At 72.1% G+C, this 18,067-nt stretch carries 13 protein-coding genes; 6 read left to right on the top strand and 7 right to left on the bottom strand.

What is annotated here, in order from left to right; all coding sequences use genetic code 11:
* Position 1 precedes the first annotated feature (1 nt).
* A complete protein-coding gene (gene arfA, locus E4K62_RS16835) occupies positions 2-1,537 on the top strand; it encodes an arabinosylfuranosidase ArfA (protein ID WP_135069699.1) in 1,536 nt (511 codons plus the stop codon).
* 199 nt (positions 1,538-1,736) lie between these two features.
* Positions 1,737-2,300 (top strand): thioesterase family protein, encoded by a 564-nt coding sequence (locus E4K62_RS16830; protein ID WP_135069696.1) that lies wholly within the window; start codon positions 1,737-1,739, stop codon positions 2,298-2,300.
* On the opposite strand, the gene E4K62_RS16825 is transcribed toward E4K62_RS16830, so the two are convergent.
* Complete coding sequence (locus E4K62_RS16825; protein WP_135069693.1) at positions 2,301-4,661, bottom strand: transglutaminase domain-containing protein; 2,361 nt, start codon at positions 4,659-4,661, stop codon at positions 2,301-2,303. It abuts the gene before it with no gap.
* 208 nt (positions 4,662-4,869) lie between these two features.
* Here E4K62_RS16825 and E4K62_RS16820 point away from each other — a divergent pair, with 208 nt between their 5' ends.
* From E4K62_RS16820 to E4K62_RS16805, 4 genes are all read left to right on the top strand, one after another.
* Positions 4,870-8,559: a proline dehydrogenase family protein gene (locus E4K62_RS16820; RefSeq protein WP_135069690.1), complete on the top strand. Its 3,690-nt coding sequence runs from the start codon at positions 4,870-4,872 to the stop codon at positions 8,557-8,559.
* A 235-nt stretch (positions 8,560-8,794) separates the two neighbouring features.
* Positions 8,795-9,673: a dimethylargininase gene (gene ddaH, locus E4K62_RS16815; RefSeq protein WP_135069687.1), complete on the top strand. Its 879-nt coding sequence runs from the start codon at positions 8,795-8,797 to the stop codon at positions 9,671-9,673.
* A complete protein-coding gene (gene rocD / locus E4K62_RS16810; RefSeq protein WP_135069673.1) occupies positions 9,670-10,887 on the top strand; it encodes an ornithine--oxo-acid transaminase in 1,218 nt (405 codons plus the stop codon). Before ddaH ends, rocD begins: the two co-directional genes overlap by 4 nt.
* 125 nt (positions 10,888-11,012) lie before the next feature.
* Complete coding sequence (locus E4K62_RS16805) at positions 11,013-11,804, top strand: IclR family transcriptional regulator (protein WP_135069670.1); 792 nt, start codon at positions 11,013-11,015, stop codon at positions 11,802-11,804.
* 7 nt (positions 11,805-11,811) lie between these two features.
* Here E4K62_RS16805 and E4K62_RS16800 read toward each other — a convergent pair whose 3' ends face one another.
* Genes E4K62_RS16800 through E4K62_RS16775 form a run of 6 tightly spaced genes read right to left on the bottom strand, consistent with a single transcriptional unit; the run spans position 11,812 to position 17,989 of the window.
* Positions 11,812-12,990, bottom strand: coding sequence for an acyl-CoA dehydrogenase family protein (locus E4K62_RS16800; protein WP_135069666.1), 1,179 nt, complete (start codon positions 12,988-12,990; stop codon positions 11,812-11,814).
* Complete coding sequence (locus E4K62_RS16795; protein WP_135069663.1) at positions 12,987-13,859, bottom strand: amidohydrolase family protein; 873 nt, start codon at positions 13,857-13,859, stop codon at positions 12,987-12,989. The genes E4K62_RS16800 and E4K62_RS16795 overlap by 4 nt, the downstream gene beginning before the upstream one ends.
* The gene (locus E4K62_RS16790) at positions 13,856-15,472 is read right to left on the bottom strand and encodes an AMP-binding protein (protein ID WP_167747832.1); all 1,617 of its coding nucleotides are present in this window, start codon (positions 15,470-15,472) and stop codon (positions 13,856-13,858) included. The genes E4K62_RS16795 and E4K62_RS16790 overlap by 4 nt, the downstream gene beginning before the upstream one ends.
* Positions 15,469-16,386, bottom strand: a complete 918-nt coding sequence (locus E4K62_RS16785) for an SDR family NAD(P)-dependent oxidoreductase (protein WP_240742739.1) — start codon at positions 16,384-16,386, stop codon at positions 15,469-15,471. Before E4K62_RS16785 ends, E4K62_RS16790 begins: the two co-directional genes overlap by 4 nt.
* Positions 16,383-16,841 carry a MaoC family dehydratase gene (locus E4K62_RS16780; RefSeq protein WP_135069658.1) on the bottom strand — a complete coding sequence of 153 codons (459 nt, stop codon included), beginning with the start codon at positions 16,839-16,841 and terminating at the stop codon, positions 16,383-16,385. Before E4K62_RS16780 ends, E4K62_RS16785 begins: the two co-directional genes overlap by 4 nt.
* Positions 16,838-17,989 carry a zinc-binding dehydrogenase gene (locus E4K62_RS16775; protein ID WP_240742738.1) on the bottom strand — a complete coding sequence of 384 codons (1,152 nt, stop codon included), beginning with the start codon at positions 17,987-17,989 and terminating at the stop codon, positions 16,838-16,840. Before E4K62_RS16775 ends, E4K62_RS16780 begins: the two co-directional genes overlap by 4 nt.
* Positions 17,990-18,067 lie beyond the last annotated feature (78 nt).

Genomic DNA, 18,067 nt, shown 5'->3' with positions numbered 1-18,067 from the left:
CATGCCCCGCGCCCGCATCGTCATCGACCGCGACTTCACCGTGGGCGAGGTGCCCCGACGGCTCTTCGGCTCGTTCGTCGAGCACATGGGCCGCTGCGTCTACACCGGCATCTTCGAGCCGGGGCACCCCGAGGCCGACGCGCGCGGGTTCCGCCGCGACGTCCTCGCACTGGTGAAGGAGATGGGGCCCACGGTCGTGCGCTATCCCGGCGGCAACTTCGTCTCGGGGTATCTGTGGGAGGACGGCGTCGGGCCGGTGGCCGAGCGGCCGCGGCGGCTCGACGGGGCGTGGCACACCGTCGAGACGAACGCCTTCGGCCTGCACGAATTCGTCGAGTGGGCCCGCGAGGCGAACGTGGAGGTGATGGAGGCGGTGAACCTCGGAACGCGCGGTGTCGACGAGGCCCGCGCGCTCGTCGAGTACGCCAACCACCCCGGCGGGACGTACTGGTCGGACCTGCGCCGGCGCAACGGATCGCCCGAGCCCTTCGACATCCGGCTGTGGTGCCTGGGCAACGAGCTGGACGGTCCGTGGCAGATCGGGCACAAGACCGCTCACGAGTACGGCCGGCTGGCGCAGGAGACGGCGAAGGCGATGCGCTTCGTCGACCCCGACCTCGAGCTGGTCGCGGTGGGGTCGTCGAACCGGCAGATGCCGACCTTCGGCTCGTGGGAGCACACCGTCCTGACCCACGCGTACGAGGAGGTGGACTACATCTCCATGCACGCGTACTACCAGGAGCGCGACGAGGATGCCGCGTCCTTCCTCGCCGAAGCCGTCGACATGGATGCCTTCATCGAGGGCGTGGTGGCCACGATCGACGCCGTCAAGGCCGCCGGCAAGCACACCAAGCAGGTCGACATCTCCTTCGACGAGTGGAACGTCTGGTACCAGGAGGGGCTGCAGACCGACGACCAGCCGCACTTGGTCGCGCGGCAGTGGCGGGAGCATCCGCGGCTCATCGAAGACACGTACTCCGTCACCGACGCGGTCGTCGTCGGCACGTTCCTGCACAGCCTGCTGCGTCACGGCGACCGCGTGCGGATCGCCAATCAGGCCCAGCTCGTCAACGTCATCGCGCCGATCCGCTCGGAGGAGAACGGCCCGGCGTGGCGGCAGACGATCTTCTGGCCCTTCGCCCGAATTGCGCAGCTGGCGCGCGGCCGCATCCTGCGCCTGGCGGTGGAGTCGTCGCAGCTGGCGACGACGAAGTTCGGCGACGTGGATGCGGTGGATGCGGCGGCCACGTGGGACGAGGAGTCGGGCCGCGCCGCGCTGTTCCTGGCGAACCGCTCGCTGGACGAGGAGGCTTCCGTGACCCTGGAGGTGCGCGGGCTCGGGGTCACGGGCGTGCGGGACGCGGAGGTGCTGACGCTTCCGGAGGGCGGCGACCGGCACGCCGCCAACACGCAGGACGCCCCCGACACGGTAGGGCTGGTGCCGCTGCGCTCCGTCGGACTCGAGGACGGCACGCTGCGCGCGACGCTGCCCCCGCTGTCGTGGGCCGTGGTGCAGCTGGACGTCGCCCGCACCTGACCCCCGTCCCTCGGCCCGATCCCACGTCCGCGCCTGTTCGATGCGTCCGCGCCGTTAAGAAATGGCGCGGATGCACGGATGTGGCGCGAACGTGGGGCTGAGCCTGGGGCGGGACGGGGCCGGGCCGGGAGGCGGCAGGACTGTCGCCATCCCACAACGGAGTGTGCGTGGGTGGCCGGGGAAGCTACGATCGCGGATCGTGAATCTCCTCTGGCGCACCCTCCTGGTCATCGCCCGTGCTCGGCGCTCGGTGCGCCGCTCGGGGAAGCGGCTCCCGCCCAGCGCGGTCGGCCGCATCCGGCTGACCACGCTCCCCACCGACATCGACATCCTCAAGCACATGAACAACGGCCGCTACCTGTCGGTGTTCGACCTGGGGCGGTGGGATCTGCTCGTGCGGACGGGCCTGCTGGAGGAGATGAACACTCACGGGTGGTACCCCGTCGTCTCCAGCGAGACGGTCACGTTCCGAAAGTCGCTCAACCTGTGGCAGCGCTTCGAGCTGGAGACCCGCCTCATCGGCCACGACGACCGGGCGCTGTACCTCGAGCACCGGGCGGTCGTGCGCGGCGAGATCTACGCGCGGGCGATCATCCGCGCCCGCATGCTCAAGCGCTCGGGCGGCACCGTCGACCACGACGAGCTGTTCACCGCGCTCGGCTACCCCGAGGGGCTGCCCGACGTCGAGTCGTGGGTGCACGAGTGGGCAGCGGCATCCGCGCTGCCCTCGCAGCGCCGGCCCGCCCCCAGCGTGTGGGACTGATCAGCCGGCCGCGTACTGCCCCACCATCGAAGGGATCGTCCATCGCGTCGAACTGAGCTCGTGGCTCCACTGCGTGAGCGCGACCTCGTCGGAGATGCCGAACAGCTCGTTGGGTGTCGGCGCATCGTTCCAGGTCGGATCCACCACCTGCCACTTGCCGTCCATGAACGTCTTGTTCCAGGCGTGCCCGGTCGCGTTGGCGTTGCCCAGCACGTACACGGTGTCGATCCCGGCCTCGTCGGAGAGGGCCTTGTAGGCGAGGGCGTACCCGGCGCACACCCCCGACCCGCCGAGCAGGATCCCGTCGGCCCGCCACGCCGGCGCGTACTCCGGCGCGTACCAGCGGCTGCGGTCGGCCTGGACGGCGTCGAAGGCGACGTAGTCGTACTCGGCGTGGGCGGTGATCCAGTCGTTCAGGGCGAGCGCGATGTCGCGCTCGCCCATGCCGTCGCGGACGACCTCCGCGACGACCGCCTGCGCCTTGGCGCGGGTCTCCTCCTGCACGCGGCGCATCTCCTCGACGGGGAGCGGATAGTCCACCTCGAGCACGAGGCGCTCGTCGACCTGCCGGAAGCTGTAGGTGCGCACCATCGCGTACGGGGTCTGACTGATCACGGCCTCCACGAGCTCGCCGGGGGCGAAGGGGTTGGCCACCGCATCCATGTCGATGCGCTCGTTGCCCGCGATGAGGTTCGCCGCGACGTACTCGCCGATCTCCCCGAACTCGTCGGGCAGCGGGAAGTCCACGTCGGGCGCTTCCCGCGACACGGGCGCGTCGGACGCCGGCGTGGCCAGCTCCTGGTACGACGATTCGAAGATGCCGGTGGGGCGGGGGAGCGCTGCCTCCAGTCGTGCGCGCACCCCCTCGACGAACGCGTCCCACGTGCCGTCGACGTGATCCCAGCCGAGCGAGACCGCCGCGACGGTGCCCGGCACGCGCGCGTGGATGTAACCGATCGCGCCCTCGCGTTCGGCGCGGTCGAAGACGAGCGGCACGTCGCCCTGGGTGGCTCCCACAGTGAGGGTGCGCGCGGTCGTGGGAAAGCTGTCCAGCGTGCCGGTGTACACCGTCGTGGTGCCGGCGGGGCGTTCGATCGACACCTCGCCGGGCAGCATCGCGTTGAGCATGCGGCCGTCGAAGCGGTCGATGAACGAGCGGGCGCCATCCGCGCCGATCGCCATCAGGCCGTAGCCGATGGCTTCGCCGTTCTCGAGGGCGAGGTACGCCCCTCTCAGGGCGCAGTTCTGCACGCTGTCGCCGATACCGCTGAACCAGCAGTCCGCGGTCTCGACATCCCGCGTCGACCAGGCCGTCGCGGAGCCGTCCACCGTGCCCAGCGCCTCGTAATCGGTGTACCCGAGGTCGGGATTCGTCGTGGCCAGCAGCGGCACGTACTCCACGGCGCCCTCGACCGGTGCCCACGTGAGTTCGAGGAATCCGTCGGCGGCGGCGGTGTACTGCACCTGCGGGGTGGCCGGCACCTCGGTGGTCGGACGCACGTGCGCCATCGTCACGATCGGCTTGTCGAACTCCTTGCCGTCGGGGTCGAGGTACTGCACGACGTACAGCGTGTCCATCGGCGCCCACGACCGCCGCTGGTCCTCCTCGAAGAGCGGATCGGCGTCGGCGTTTCGGAACTTCGGCGGGGAGGGTGAGAGCGTGACGGAGTGGTCGATGGACGACGAGCCGAGGTAGTAATCGGCCAGCTGGCTGAAGTCGGAGTCGTAGTAGGCGGCCACCATCGCGGTGTTGCGCTCGTTGTTCTCGTACGCCGCGTCGTCGTAGGGCTCCGGGTCGACACGGAACCGGAAGGTGAGTTCCTCATCGTCGGCGATCGTGATCGCGGCGGTGTAACGGAACTCGTCGGACTCCGAGACGATGTCCGTCGGCAGCCTGCCGGCGGCGGCGGTGCTGGTCAGAAGCGGACCGGCGGATGCCACGCCGAGGGGGATCGCGGCCACGGCGAGCAGGGCGCCGACGGTGAGCATGGCGATGCCGGCCGCCCGCTTCTTCGGAGCGGATACGGCGGGGGCGGCGGTCACGCCGACCGCCGTGGCCGTGGCGGCGCCGGTGGCGTCGACCCCGTGGACGTACCACTGCTGCGACGAGGCATCCCACACCTGCACCTGCGTCCACTGGCCCTGGATGAACTGCCAGCCGTCGCGGTAGTGCGGGTTGGCCGGGTCGTAGTGGGCGTAGTGGGGGCTGGGTGCGGCCGCTGTCGGCCCCGCCGGTTCCGTCGGCGCAGGGGCCGGACGGCGCCGCAGGCGACGGGCGCCGAACACCACCAGCAGGACGCCCGCGACCAGCAGCAGAACGGCTGCGGCGATACCCACCCACCAGAGCACGGAAGCGAGCACGTGTTCCCCCTCGGAACGCGCCGTTCCGGACCCCCGCCGGACGCACGTGGTGCCAGGTTATCGAGCAGTTCACCTTTACGGACACTCTTGACGGCACGTCCGGCGGATCGATACGGAAGTCGGTCGGTCGTGAGGCGGCACGGAGAGTTGCCGTGGCGCGCGGCACGGCGCATCCGGGCGCCGGGGGCACCTGCCTAGGCTGTCGAGCATGAGCACGACTGCGCCCGCGCTGCCGCCCGACCTCGCGGACCGTGCCGTCGAACTCGCCGCCCGGTGGGTGTCCGAGTCCTCCGCCGAGCCGGCGGATCGGTCCGCGCAACGCCTGGCGGGCGTGCTCCGCGATCCGCAGGGGCTGCCGTTCACGATCGGCTTCGTCGACGGGGTCATGCGCCCCGAGAGCCTCTCGGCCGCTGCATCCCAGCTGCACCGCATCGCCCCGCTCGTGCCCGATTTCCTGCCGTGGTACCTGCGCGGCGCCGTCCACGTCGGCGGTGCCGTGGCGCCCGCGCTCCCCGCCCCCATCGTGCCGATCGCGCGCCGCGCACTGCGCGAGATGGTCGGGCACCTTGTGGTCGACGCCCGCCCCGCCAAGCTCGGCCCGGCACTCGCGAAGCTCCGGGAGAACGGCGCGCGGCTCAACCTCAACCTGCTGGGCGAGGCCGTGCTGGGAGAAGCAGAGGCCGAGCGTCGGCTCGACGGCATCCACGAGCTCATCCGCCGACCCGACGTCGACTACGTCTCGGTCAAAGTGTCGGCGATCGCGTCGCACCTGTCGCTGTGGGCCTTCGACGACATGGTCGAGCGCGTGGCCGAGCGCCTCATGCCGCTGTACCTCAGCGCCGCCGCCGACGGCACGTTCATCAACCTCGACATGGAGGAGTACCGCGACCTCGACCTCACGATCGCGGTGTTCACGCGCGTCCTGGAGGATCCGCGCCTCGCGGGGCTCGAGGCCGGGATCGTGCTGCAGGCGTACCTGCCGGACGCGCTGCCGGCCCTGCGGGAACTGACCGCGTGGGCGCGTCAGCGGGTGGCGGGAGGTGCTGCGCGCATCAAGATCCGCCTCGTAAAGGGCGCCAACCTCGCGATGGAACGCGTGGACGCGGTGCTCCACGGCTGGACGACGGCCACCTATGACAGCAAGCTCGACACCGACGCGAACTACCTGCGGTGCCTCTCCGAAGCCCTCCGGCCCGAATCGACCGCCGCGGTGCGGGTGGGGGTGGCCGGCCACAACCTCTTCGACATCGCCCACGCGTGGCTCCTCGCCACCGAGCGCGGGGTCACCGCCGACGTCGAGGTCGAGATGCTCCTGGGCATGGCCCAGGGGCAGGCCGCTGCCGTGGCCCGTGAGGTCGGGGCCGTGCTGCTGTACGTGCCGGTCGTGCGGCCCGACGAGTTCGACGTGGCGATCAGCTACCTCGTGCGCCGCCTGGAGGAGAACGCGGCGGGGGAGAACTTCCTCTCCACGGCGTTCGATCTCGCGGATGATCCCGAGCTCTTCGCCCGCGAGCGCGAGCGGTACCTGGCCTCCGTCCAGCGCGCCGCCGATCCGCGACTGCCCGTCGGCGCCCGGCGCAGCCAGGAGCGCGAGGGCGAGCCGGCGCCGGACGCGCCGCGCATCCTCCGCGACCCCCCGGCCGCGGAGGAGGGGCTCACCCAGGCGGTGCTCGGCATCGCGCGGTCGGCCACGCCGGACGACGACGATCCCGGCCGGGTCGTCTTCGGCGGGGAGGCGTTCGTGGAGACGGCGGTGTACTCCCCGCGGGAGGACGACGAGGCCGCCGTCGGCGCGCCCGGGTTCCGCAACGCCCCCGACTCGGATCCCGCACTCCCGGCCAACCGGGAGTGGGCCGCCGCGGTCCTCGCCCGTGTGCCCGCCTCGGTCGGCGGCGACGCCGTGCTGGCGGATGCGCGCGTGGCGGATGCCGCGATGCTGGATGCCGTCGTGGGCGGCGTGCGGGACGCATCCGCCGCCTGGGCGGCGCGCCCCGCGGCGGAGCGCGCGGAGATCCTCACGCGCGCGGCCCGCGTCCTGGCCGCACGGCGAGGGCTGCTCATCGAGGTCGCCGCCTCCGAGACCGGCAAGGTGTTCGCCGAGGCCGACACCGAGGTCAGCGAGGCGGTCGACTTCGCCGACTACTACGCCGCGACGGCGCGCGAGCTCGACCGCGTCCCCGGCGCCGTCTTCACGCCGGCACGGGTGACCGTCGTCGCCCCGCCGTGGAACTTCCCCCTCGCCATCCCCGCCGGCGGCGTGCTGGCCGCGCTCGCCGCCGGCAGCGGCGTGATCTTCAAGCCCGCACCGCAGGCCCGCCGCTGCGCCGCCGTGGTCGCCGAGGCCCTGTGGGACGCCGGCATCCCCCGTGAGGTGCTCGCGCTCGTCGACCTCGACGAGGAGACCCTCGGTCGATCGCTGATCGAGCATCCCGCCGTCGAGCGGGTCGTCCTCACCGGGTCGTGGGAGACCGCGCAGCTGTTCCGCTCCTGGCGCCCCGACCTGCCGCTGCTGGCCGAGACGAGCGGCAAGAACGCGATCGTCGTGATGCCCTCCGCCGACCTCGACCTGGCGGCATCCGATCTGGTCCGAAGCGCGTTCGGGCACGCCGGGCAGAAGTGCTCCGCCGCGTCGCTGGCGATCCTCGTCGGCCCCGTCGCGCGGTCGCGGCGCTTCGCTCAGCAGCTCGTCGACGCCACGACGTCGCTGCGGGTGGGCCCCGCCTCCGATCCGCTGAGCGAGGTCGGCCCCCTCATCGAGGCGCCGCAGGGCAAGCTCGCGTGGGCGCTGACGACGCTGGACGAGGGGGAGCGGTGGCTCGTCGAACCGCGGGAGCTGGACTTCGGCCCGGAGGAGGCCGGACGGTACTGGACCCCCGGCATCCGCACCGGCGTGTCGCCCGGGTCGCGCTTCCACCGCGAGGAGTTCTTCGGACCCGTCCTCGGCATCATGCACGCGTCCTCCCTCGCGCCGGCCGTCGAGCTGCAGAACGCCGTGGAGTACGGCCTCACCGCGGGGCTGTACACGCAGAACCCCGGCGATCTCGCGCTGTGGCTGGACCGCGTGCAGGCGGGGAACCTCTACGTCAACCGCGGCATCACCGGCGCGATCGTGCAGCGCCAGCCGTTCGGCGGGTGGAAGCGCTCGTCCGTGGGCCCCGGCGCCAAGGCCGGCGGCCCGAACTACCTCGTCGGGCTGGGGTCGTGGCGGGGCACCAGCGGCGGGCCCGCATCCTCGACCCTGCACCTGCGCGGGCTCGATTCGCGCATCACGGGCCTCATCGAGGCCGCGCAGTCGACGCTGCACTACGAGGCGTTCGAGTGGCTCCGCCGTGGCGCCCTCTCGGACGCGATCGCGTGGGATCGGGAGTTCGGCCGCGTGAAGGACGTCTCCCGTCTCGGCGTCGAGCGCAACCTGCTGCGCTACCGGCCGGTGGACGGCGTGGCGGTGCGGGCGACGGCGGATGCTCCGTGGCAGGCGGTGCTGCGCGTCGTGCTCGCGGGCGTGCGGGCGGGCGGGGGCTTCACGCTGAGCACCCCGGTGGGGCTCCCCGCCGAGGTGCGGCGCGCGCTGGGCGACCTCCGCGTGCCCGTCGCCGTCGAGACCGACGAGCAGTGGATGCAGCGGATGGTCGCGCCGAGCACCCCGGACGGCGACGAGGCCGCAGCATCCGCCCCTCGCCCTCCGCGCGCGCGGCTGGTGGGCGCGCGCGAGAGCGTCACGGCGCTGCACCGGGCGCTGGCCACGGCGGTCGAGGGCGATCCGGACCTCGCCGTCTACGCCGACGAGGTCACCACCGCCGGGCGTCTCGAGCTGCCGCCGTTCCTGCGCGAGCAGTCGATCTCGATCACGGCGCACCGCTACGGCACGCCCGACCCCTGGAGCGCCGCCGTCATCTGACCCGCCCCGCCCGCCGCCGGCCCCGCCCGCCGCCGGGTGAGACACCACATCCCGTCCGAAACACCCGGCGACGCGCGGTGTTTCGGACGGGATGTGGTGTTTCGAAGGTGGCGCGGGCCGCTCGCCCCCGGGCGTGGGCGCGTGGCACAATGGTCGCGGCGTGCCCGGATCGCCGGCTTCACAGAGCTCCGCCGGGCCCGGGGACAGCGTCCGCCGCACTCATCCGAGGAGCTGTATGTCCACGCACGAATCCGTCGCCCCCGCTACCGGCACCGAGCGCATCCAGCAGCACCGCCGCTACCTCATGTGCCGTCCCGAGCACTTCACGGTCAGCTACAGCATCAACCCGTGGATGGAACCCTCCCGCCCCACCGACACGGCCCGCGCTCTGCAGCAGTGGCAGACGCTGTACGACACCTACCTCGCGCTGGGTCACGACGTCGACCTCATCGACCCCATCGACGGCCTGCCCGACATGGTCTACACCGCCAACGGCGGGTTCCTCATCGACGGAGTCGCGTACGGCGCGAAGTTCCGCTTCGCCGAGCGGGTGCCCGAAGGTCCGGCGTTCATGGAGTGGTTCGCGGCGAACGGCTTCGACGTCGTCGAGCCGGCCGAAGTGAACGAGGGCGAGGGGGACTTCCTCCTCGTCGGCCAGACGATCCTCGCCGGCACCGGGTTCCGCTCCACCGGAGACAGCCACCGCGAGGTCGGCGAGGTGTTCGGCCGCGAGGTCGTCTCCCTGACCCTGACCGACCCCCGGTTCTACCACCTCGACACCGCGATCGCCGTCCTCGACCCGGTCGAGGGGCCCGGGGGAGCCGAGCGGGCCAACATCGCCTACCTGCCCAACGCGTTCGACGGGCGCAGCCAGGCGATCCTGCGCGAGCGCTACCCCGACGCGATCCAGGTGTCGGATGCCGACGGCGCGGTGTTCGGCCTGAACTCCGCCAGCGACGGCCGGAACGTCATCATCTCCCCGCGCGCGGCCGGCTTCGAGGCACAGCTGCGCGAGCGCGGCTACACCCCCGTCATGCTCGACCTCTCGGAGCTGCTGCTGGGCGGCGGCGGCATCAAGTGCTGCACGCTCGAACTGCGGGGAGCGGTCCGATGACCCTGCGGCTGGACACCGGGACGGTGCACATCATCGACGACGAGCGCGAGCACGTCGCATCCAACTACGCGCCCCTGCCGGTGGTCATCTCCCGCGGCGAGGGATCGTGGGTGACCGACGTCGAGGGCAAGCGGTACCTCGACCTGCTGTCGGCCTACTCCGCGCTGAACTTCGGTCACGGGCATCCGGCGATCCTCGCCGCCGCCCGCGAGCAGCTCGAGCGGCTCACCCTGACCAGCCGCGCGTACCACAACGACCGGCTGGGGCCCTTCGCCGCGGCGCTGGCCGAGCTGTGCGGCAAAGAGCTCGTGCTGCCCATGAACACCGGCGCCGAGGCCGTCGAGACCGGCATCAAGGTGGCCCGCGCGTGGGGGTATCGGGTCAAGGGGATCCCGGCGGATGCGGCCACCGTCGTCGTGGCCGACGGCAACTTCCACGGCCGCACCACCACGATCGTGGGGTTCAGCGACGACGCGGCCGCCCGCGACGACTTCGGACCCTTCGCCGCCGGGTTCGTCCGCGTGCCGTTCGGCGATGCCGCCGCGATCGAGGCGGCCATCGACGAGAACACCGCCGCGGTGCTGATCGAGCCCATCCAAGGCGAAGCGGGCATCATCGTGCCGCCGGAGGGCTACCTCCGCGCCGTCCGCGAGATCTGCACCGCGAAGAATGTCCTGTTCATCGCCGACGAGATCCAGTCCGGCCTCGGCCGCGTCGGCACGACCTTCGCGTGCGACCGTGAGGGCGTCGTGCCCGACGTCTACCTGCTGGGCAAGGCGCTGGGGGGCGGCATCCTGCCGCTGTCGGCCGTCGTCGCCGACCGTGACGTGCTCGGGGTCATCCGCCCCGGGGAGCACGGCTCCACCTTCGGCGGCAACCCGCTGGCGGCGGCCGTCGGGCTCCGCGTGGTCGAGATGCTCGCGTCGGGGGAGTTCCAGACCCGCGCGACAGCGCTCGGCGACCACCTCCAGGGGCGGCTGGCCGAACTCGTCGGCTCGGGCGTCACCGCCGTCCGGGCGGCCGGGCTGTGGGCCGGCATCGACATCGATCCGGCCGTCGGCACCGGGCGGGAGGTCGCCGAGCGGCTGCTGGCCCGCGGCGTCCTGGTCAAGGACACGCACGGGCAGACGATCCGCATCGCCCCGCCGCTGGTCATCCGCGCGACGGAGCTGGACTGGGCCGTCGAGCAGCTCAAGTACGTCCTCGACGCGTAGCCCACCCCCGCCCGAGATCAGGAGAATCGCCCGATTCAGGATGCTCCGGGCCCAATCCGTCCTGATTCCGGCGATTCGCCTGATCCGGGCAACGGGCGCGGGCGCATCCGGTCGATAATGACAGGGTGACGACGGCGCGCGAGAGTACGACAGCGGACGGGGCGCGTTCGCTCATCGACCGGGCGTTCGCCATCCTCGGCACGTTCCAGGGCGGACGCGTGCGGCAGTCGCTCTCCGACATCTCGCGGCGCACGGGGCTGCCCATCGCCACGTGCCACCGCATCGTGGGCCGGCTCACCGAATGGGGGGCGCTGGAGCGGGACGGCGACGGGCGGTACAACATCGGGCTGCGGCTGTGGGAGGTCGCGTCGCTGGCACCCCGCTCGGTGGGGCTGCTGCGCCTGGCCCGCCCCTACCTCCTGGACCTGTACGAGACGACGGGGTACGCATCCCACCTCGCGATCCGGGAGGGCCTGGAGCTCGTCTCGATCGAACGGGTGCAGAGCCCGCGCAGGCAGGTGCGTCGGCCGCTGGCCGGAGCCCGCTACCCGCTGCATGCCACCGCGATCGGCCTCGTCCTGCTCTCGCACGCGCCCGACGACGTGCGCGCGCAGGTCCTGGCCGGCCCGCTGCCGGCCTTCACGCCTCGCACGTACACCGATCCGGTGCTGCTGGATCGGCTCCTCGGCGACATCCGGCGGAGCGGCTACGCCGTCAGCGACCGGCAGATCGACGACGTCCACATCGGCGTCGCAGCGCCCATCCACGGCGTGGACGGATCGGTCGTGGCCGCCGTCTCGCTGGCCCTGACCGAACAGGACGTGGACGGCAAGAACATGATCCACCTCGTGCGCCTGACGGCGACCTCCATCGGCCGCGCGCTCGTCGCCGCCGGATACGGCCGGCCCGACAGCTGACGGCGGGTCAGCGCGTGAATGCGCTGAGGCCGGTGATGGCCCGCCCGACGATCAGCGCGTTCATCTCGTGCGTGCCCTCGAAGGTGTACAGCGCCTCGGCGTCGGCGAAGAAGCGGGCGACGTCGGTGTCGACGCGGATCCCCTCCGCGCCGCAGATCTCGCGGGCGAGGGCCACCGTCTCGCGAGCCCGGTCGGCGACCCAGCCCTTGGTGAGGGCGGCATGGACCTCCTCGGCTCGGCCGGCATCGCGCAGCTCGGTCATCCGCACCGCCATCGCGAGAGTGGCGGTGGCGTTCCCCAGCATCCGCGCCAGCTTCTCCTGCACGAGCTGGAATCCCGCGATCGGCCGGCCGAACTGGGTCCGCCGCATCGCGTAGCCCAGGGCCGCCTCGTACGCGCCGGCCTGCAGGCCCGCCGCATTCCAGGCGACGACGTAACGCAGCTGGGCGAGGATCGCCGCGATGTCGGCGAACGAGTCGATGCGGGCGAGCCGGTCGGTCTCGGGCACCCGCACGTCCTGGAGCCGGATGTCGCCGTTGCGCACCATCCGCAGCGCGAGCTTGCCGGTGATGTCGCTCACGGTCACCCCGGGCGCTTCCCGCGGGACGAGGAAGGCCTTGGCTCGTCCGTCGGCGGCGTCGCGGGCGACGACCACCATGACCTCCGACAGTGCGGCGTTGCCGATCCAGCGCTTGTGGCCGCTGATGCGCCAGCCCTCGCCGTCGCGTGTGGCGATCGTCTCCATGCCCCCGGCGACGTCCGAGCCGTGACCGGGTTCGGTGAGCGCGAAGCATCCGGTCAGCTCGAACGAGGGGATGCGGGGGTCCCACCGTGCGATCTGCTCCGCCGACCCGCCACTGCGCACGAGCGTGCGGAACATGCCGACCTGGCCCCCGTACAGGGTGCCGATGGACATGTCGAAGCGCGCCAGCTCGAAGTGGCGGAACCCGACGTACACCGCACGCGGCAGGCCGTCCTCGCCCAGCAGCGCGGGGTCGTCCTCCAGGCGGAGCGCGGCCAGTTCGGCGCGGAGGTGTGCCGGGCTGTGTGCGTCCTCCCACCACTGCGCCAGGTGCGGCCGGGCGCGGGCGTCGAGCAGTTCGCGCAGCTGCCGCAGCTTGTCGTGCTCTCCCGGGGTGAGCCGTTCGGCGAAGCCGAACAGGTCCACGGGCGCGGCTGCGTTCACGACGACAGGCCCAGCAGGCGGGCGGCGTTGTCCTTCAGGATCATCGCGCGCGCCTCCTCCGGAAACTCCAGGCCGTCGAAATCCCGCAGCCAGCGGTCGGGGGTGAGGGCGGGCAGATCCGTGCCGAAGAGCATCTTGTGCGTGAGGTAGGTGCGTGCGGCCCGCACGAGGGCGGGGGAGAAGTACTTGGGCGACCAGCCGGAGAGGTCGATCCAGGTGTTGAGCTTGTGCGTGGCGATGGAGATCGCCTCGTCCTGCCACGGGACGCTGGGGTGGGCCATGATGATCTGGAGATCGGGATGCCGCGCGGCGACGTCGTCCAGCAGCATGGGGTTCGACAGCGCGAGCCGGAATCCCCAGCCACCCGGGGTTCCGGCCCCCGCCCCGGTCTGTCCGGTGTGGACGAGGACCGGCACCTGCAGCTGTTCGATCGCCGACCACAGCGGGACGAACTCCTCCGCGGAGGGATCGAAACCCTGCACCGACGGGTGGAACTTGAAGCCGCTCACGCCGAGCTCGCCGACCTGCCGCTGCGCCTCCTCCACGGCCGCTTCGCCCTGCAGGGGGTCGACGCTGCCGAACGGGATGAGCACATCGCCGTTGCGGTGGGCCCCGGCGACGAGGTCGTCGATGCTGTTGGGCGCGTGGTCGAGGTTCGTGGTGGCGTCGATCGTGAACACCACGGCGGCCATCCCGCGTTCGCGGTAGTACTGCGCCGTCTGCTCGACGGTGCGGGGCGGCTCGCTGCTGCCGAAGTAGGCCGCCATCGCGGCCGACAGCTGCGGCGGCGACGCGGTGCGTCCGCTGCCGTCGACGTGCACGTGGGCGTGCATGTCGATGGCGCTGATCGTGCTCAGGTCGATGGTCATCGTGCCCCCTGTCTGGATGCGTCCCGCTCCCGGGACGCGTCTGCCTTGACCCGTGCGAGCTCCACCTTCCCGGTGGGGCTGCGCTCCAGTGATGCCCGGATGAAGAAGTGGCGCGGCTTCTTATATCCCGCCAGATGCTCGTCCAGATGCGACACCAGCGCGTCCAGATCGATCTCGGTGTCCTCCACCGGCACGATCATGGCGCTGACCACCTCGCCGAAGCGCTCGTGCGGCAGGCCGAAGACGACCGCGTCGGCGACACTCGGATGTGCCAGCAGCTGCTCCTCGACCTCGGCGGGGAACACCTTCTCGCCACCCGTGTTGACCACGGCGCTCAGGCGCCCGAGCAGCTCGATCGATCCGTCGCCGCGGGCGCGGGCCCAGTCGCCCGGCACCACGTACCGATGCTCCCCGATCGTCGGGAATGCGCGGGCGGTCTTCTCCGGGTCGCCGTGGTAACCGCGCGGGAGCACGCCGCGGAAGGCCAGGATCCCCAGTGCCCCCGGCTCGAGGGGGATCTCGGTGTTGTCCTCGCTCAGCAGCACCGTGCCCGGGGTGAGCATGAAGCGCGCGGGCAGGTCGTCGGCCGAACGCGTGGTGCCGAACGCGAACGGGCCGCCCTCGCTGGAGGCCAGCAGGTCGACGATCATGATGTCGCCTTGCGCGTGGAGCCGCCGCTTGACCGCATCGCTGAATCGCATCCCGGAGCTGAAGATCGAGTCCACGTGGGGCAGGCCCCGCCCCTCCGCCTCGACCGCCTCGACGAACGGCAGCGCGACCGCGTCTCCGGCGACCACGAGCCGCGTGACCCGGTGCTCGTGCACCAAGTGCAGCGCTGCCGCGAGGTCCAGGTGGGCCTCGTCGTGCAGCACGATCGTGCCGCCGAGGGCGAGCGTTCCCATCGACATCGACTGCGCGGTGCCGTGCAGCATGGGCGGCAGTGGCAGGGTCGCCACGCGCGGCGTGGTGGGGTCGATAGCAACGCGCACCGCGCCGGCCAGATCCGCCGGCGGTTCGATGCCGATGACGCCCCACGTCGAATGGCGACGGGCCTCCAGCAGGGTGTCCATCTCCCACACGACCGCCTTCGGCATGCCCGTGGTGCCACCCGTGTACAGGCGCAGGTGCGCGCCCCGCGGTGCCGCGGGCGGCAGCGTGCCGCCGCCGGCGACGATGTCGGCATAGGCGACGGCGCCGGCAAGGGCCGGTCCGCCGTCGTCGACCGAGATGAGTGCAACCGGCGGGTCGATGCCCGCCGCGGCGTCCTGCGCGAGGCCTCCGAGAGCGGTCGGCGCGATGAGCACCTTGGCATGGCTGTCCTCCAGGAGCGCCCGCACTTCGCCGGCCCGATAGCGGTAGTTGATCGCGACCGGGGCGGCGCCGATGGCCAGGCACGCCCAGAAGAAGGTCAGATACTCCGTCCGGTTGTACAGCAGCAGGGCCGCGGCATCGCCCACGCCGACGCCGTGCGCGCGCAGGTGGCGGGCCAGCGCCCCGGCCTCCGCCGCGAAGCGGGCGTACGTCATGGTGCCGCGCCGGGTGATGATCGCCGGCCGGTCCGGATCGGCGGCCGCGATGCCCTGCCACAGATCGCTGTAGTGGATGCCGCTCATGCCGGCTGCTCCCGGCGCGACGGCGGTCCCGACAGCTGGGCTCTCGCGGCGAACCGCTCGGACCAGGCGCGGTCGATGGCCTCGGCGCTCCATCCTCCCGGCGCGTCGTCCGTGGCGAGGACATCCGGGTGCGCGTACAGCGTGAGCCGGTCGCCGCCGATCCCGATCGCCTGCCCGGTCACGTGCGCGGCGCGGTCCGAGGCCAGCCAGACCACGAGCGGCGCGACGTCATCGACCGACCCCAGCGCCCGCTCGCGGCGCAGGTGCTCGGGGATCGGCAGACCGGCGACGTGGTCCTGGTAGGCCTGCGCGTACTCGGGGATGGTCGCGGTCATGGGGGAGAGGGCGGTGGGCACGATGGTGTTGACCGTCACGCCGGCGCGCGCCAGCTCCAGCGACCACGTGCGTGCCATGGCGACGATCCCCGCCTTGACCGCGGAGTAGTTGGTCTGCCCGAAGCTGCCGAACTGCCCCGCCGGAGAGCCGACCAGGATGATCCGGCCGCCCTCGCCGCGGTCCCGGAAGTGCTGCGCGGCCGCCCGGCCGCACGTGAACGAGCCGCGCAGGTGCGTGTCGACGACGGCGTCGAAGTCGTCGTCGGTCATCTTCCACAGCACGCGGTCCCGCAGCACGCCGGCATTGGCCACCAGCACGTCCAGGCGGCCGAACTCGGTCACCGCCCGCTCGACCAGCGCCTGCGCGGTCGAGGCGGGGCCCACCGGTCCCGCCTGGGCGACGGCCCTGCCGCCGGTCTCGGTGATCTCGGCCACCACGGTGTCGGCGGCGGCCGCATCCACGTCGTTGACCACGACTGCCGCGCCCGCCTCGGCCAGGGCGCGCGCGTAGGCGCGGCCGAGGCTCCGGCCGGCCCCTGTGACGATCGCGACGCGATCGTCCAGTCGCACCCCGCTCACCGGAAGTGCCTCAGCACGAGCTCGGCCACGACGGCGGGCTTGGCGCCACCACCGTCGACCTCGAACGCGAGCGCGAGCGTCACCTGCACCGCATCCTGCCTCTCCTCGACCTCGGCGATGCGTCCGCTCACCCGGATGCGCGAGCCGGAGGGCACAGGGGCGGGAAAGCGGATGCGGTCGAAACCGTAGACGATACCGGTGGTGGCGCCGCTGACGCGGTAGATCTCCCTGAGCGGACGGACCACCATGCTCAGGGTCAGCATGCCGTGCGCGATGCGCCCGCCGAACGGGCTCGCGGCCGCGGCGGCCTCGTCCACGTGGATCGGGTTGTCATCGCCGGTCAGATCGGCGTACACGTCGATGTCGTGCTGGGTGATGGTGTGCCACGCGGAGGGGCCCAGCTCCCGCCCCTTCTGCCCGCTCAGCTCTGAAAGCGCGATCGCCTCGGTCGTCATGTCGTCTCCCTTTCCGCCTCCCGGCGGGTCGTGATGATGGCCCGGCCGGTGATCTCCCCGCGAGCCAGCGCCGCATAAGCGGCGTCCGCGTCCTCCAGCCGGTACCGTCGGGTCACCAGCCGCTCGGTGTCGTAGGCGCCCTGCGCGGCGAGGGAGGCGACGATCGGCAGATCGTGCCGCGTCCGACCGCCGAAGGAACCGACGATCTGCTGTCCCCGGCGCACCAGGGGAGTGATCTCCACCTCGGCCGTCGTCCCGGCCGGAGCGATGCCGATGGCCACGAGGCGGCCGCCCTCTGCGAGCATCGCGAGGGCCTGCCCGAACGTCTCCGCGCGGCCGAGCGCCTCGAAGGCGACGTCCACGCCTCCTGTGGCCGCCCGCACTGCTGCGACCGGGTCTTCTGTACGGGCGTTCACCAGCACGGTGGCGCCCAGTTCGCGCGCCGCCTCCAGCTTGTCGGCGGCGATGTCCACCGCGACGATCGTGGTGGATCCCGCCGCGCGCGCCATGGGGATGAGGCTCGAGCCCACCCCGCCGACGCCGATGATCGCGACGGTGGTCCCCGTCTCCACCTCCGCGGCGCGGAACACCGCGCCGTAGGAGGTGAGGCCGGCGCATCCCAGCAGGCAGGAGGTCTCCGGATCGAGGGTGTCGGGGAGTGCCGCCAGCGCCGAGATGGGGACGACGCAGTATTCGGCCAGCCCGCCCATCGAGTACATGGCCAGGAACGAGCCGTCCGGCATGCGGAGGCGGCTGTGGCCATCGAACAGCGTCCCCTCCAGCCGGTTCTGCCGGAAGAACTCGATGCACAGGTCATCCCGGCCGCGCCGGCACTGCCGGCAGGACCGGCACGGCATGATGAACCCGGCCACGACCGTGTCGCCGATCGCGAAGCCGTGCGCATCCTCCGTCCCCTCGCCGATCGCGACGATCCGGCCGCTCACCTCGTGCCCGAGCACCGCCGGCCGGGGGAAGGCGACCTCACCCTTCATCACATGCAGGTCGGTGTGGCACACCCCGCACGCGATCACTTCGAGCAGGACCTCGTCCGGACCGGGAGTGGGGGTCGGGATCTCGCGCACCGTCAGATTCGGGGCGCCGCCGGCGAGGATGGCGGCCCGCATCGTCGCGGGTATGGGTGGCTGCACCGACGCTCCCTCTGTCGTGTCTGCTCAGCATCCTGTCGGGGAGGCACCCGCACGAGCACCCACCTTTCCATCGAGTGA

The sequence above is a fragment of the Microbacterium wangchenii genome (genome assembly GCF_004564355.1).
GTDB classification, from domain to species: Bacteria; Actinomycetota; Actinomycetes; order Actinomycetales; family Microbacteriaceae; genus Microbacterium; species Microbacterium wangchenii.
This window is presented reverse-complemented; position numbering and strand designations above follow the sequence as displayed.

Bases quoted from the DNA above. Each gene is read 5' to 3' on its own strand.
- arfA (WP_135069699.1), top strand. From the start codon at position 2: ATGCCCCGCGCCCGCATCGTCATCGACCGCGACTTCACCGTGGGCGAG.
- E4K62_RS16820 (WP_135069690.1), top strand. From the start codon at position 4,870: ATGAGCACGACTGCGCCCGCGCTGCCGCCCGACCTCGCGGACCGTGCC.
- ddaH (WP_135069687.1), top strand. From the start codon at position 8,795: ATGTCCACGCACGAATCCGTCGCCCCCGCTACCGGCACCGAGCGCATC.
- rocD (WP_135069673.1), top strand. From the start codon at position 9,670: ATGACCCTGCGGCTGGACACCGGGACGGTGCACATCATCGACGACGAG.
- E4K62_RS16795 (WP_135069663.1), bottom strand. From the start codon at position 13,859: ATGACCATCGACCTGAGCACGATCAGCGCCATCGACATGCACGCCCAC.
- E4K62_RS16790 (WP_167747832.1), bottom strand. From the start codon at position 15,472: ATGAGCGGCATCCACTACAGCGATCTGTGGCAGGGCATCGCGGCCGCC.
- E4K62_RS16780 (WP_135069658.1), bottom strand. From the start codon at position 16,841: ATGACGACCGAGGCGATCGCGCTTTCAGAGCTGAGCGGGCAGAAGGGG.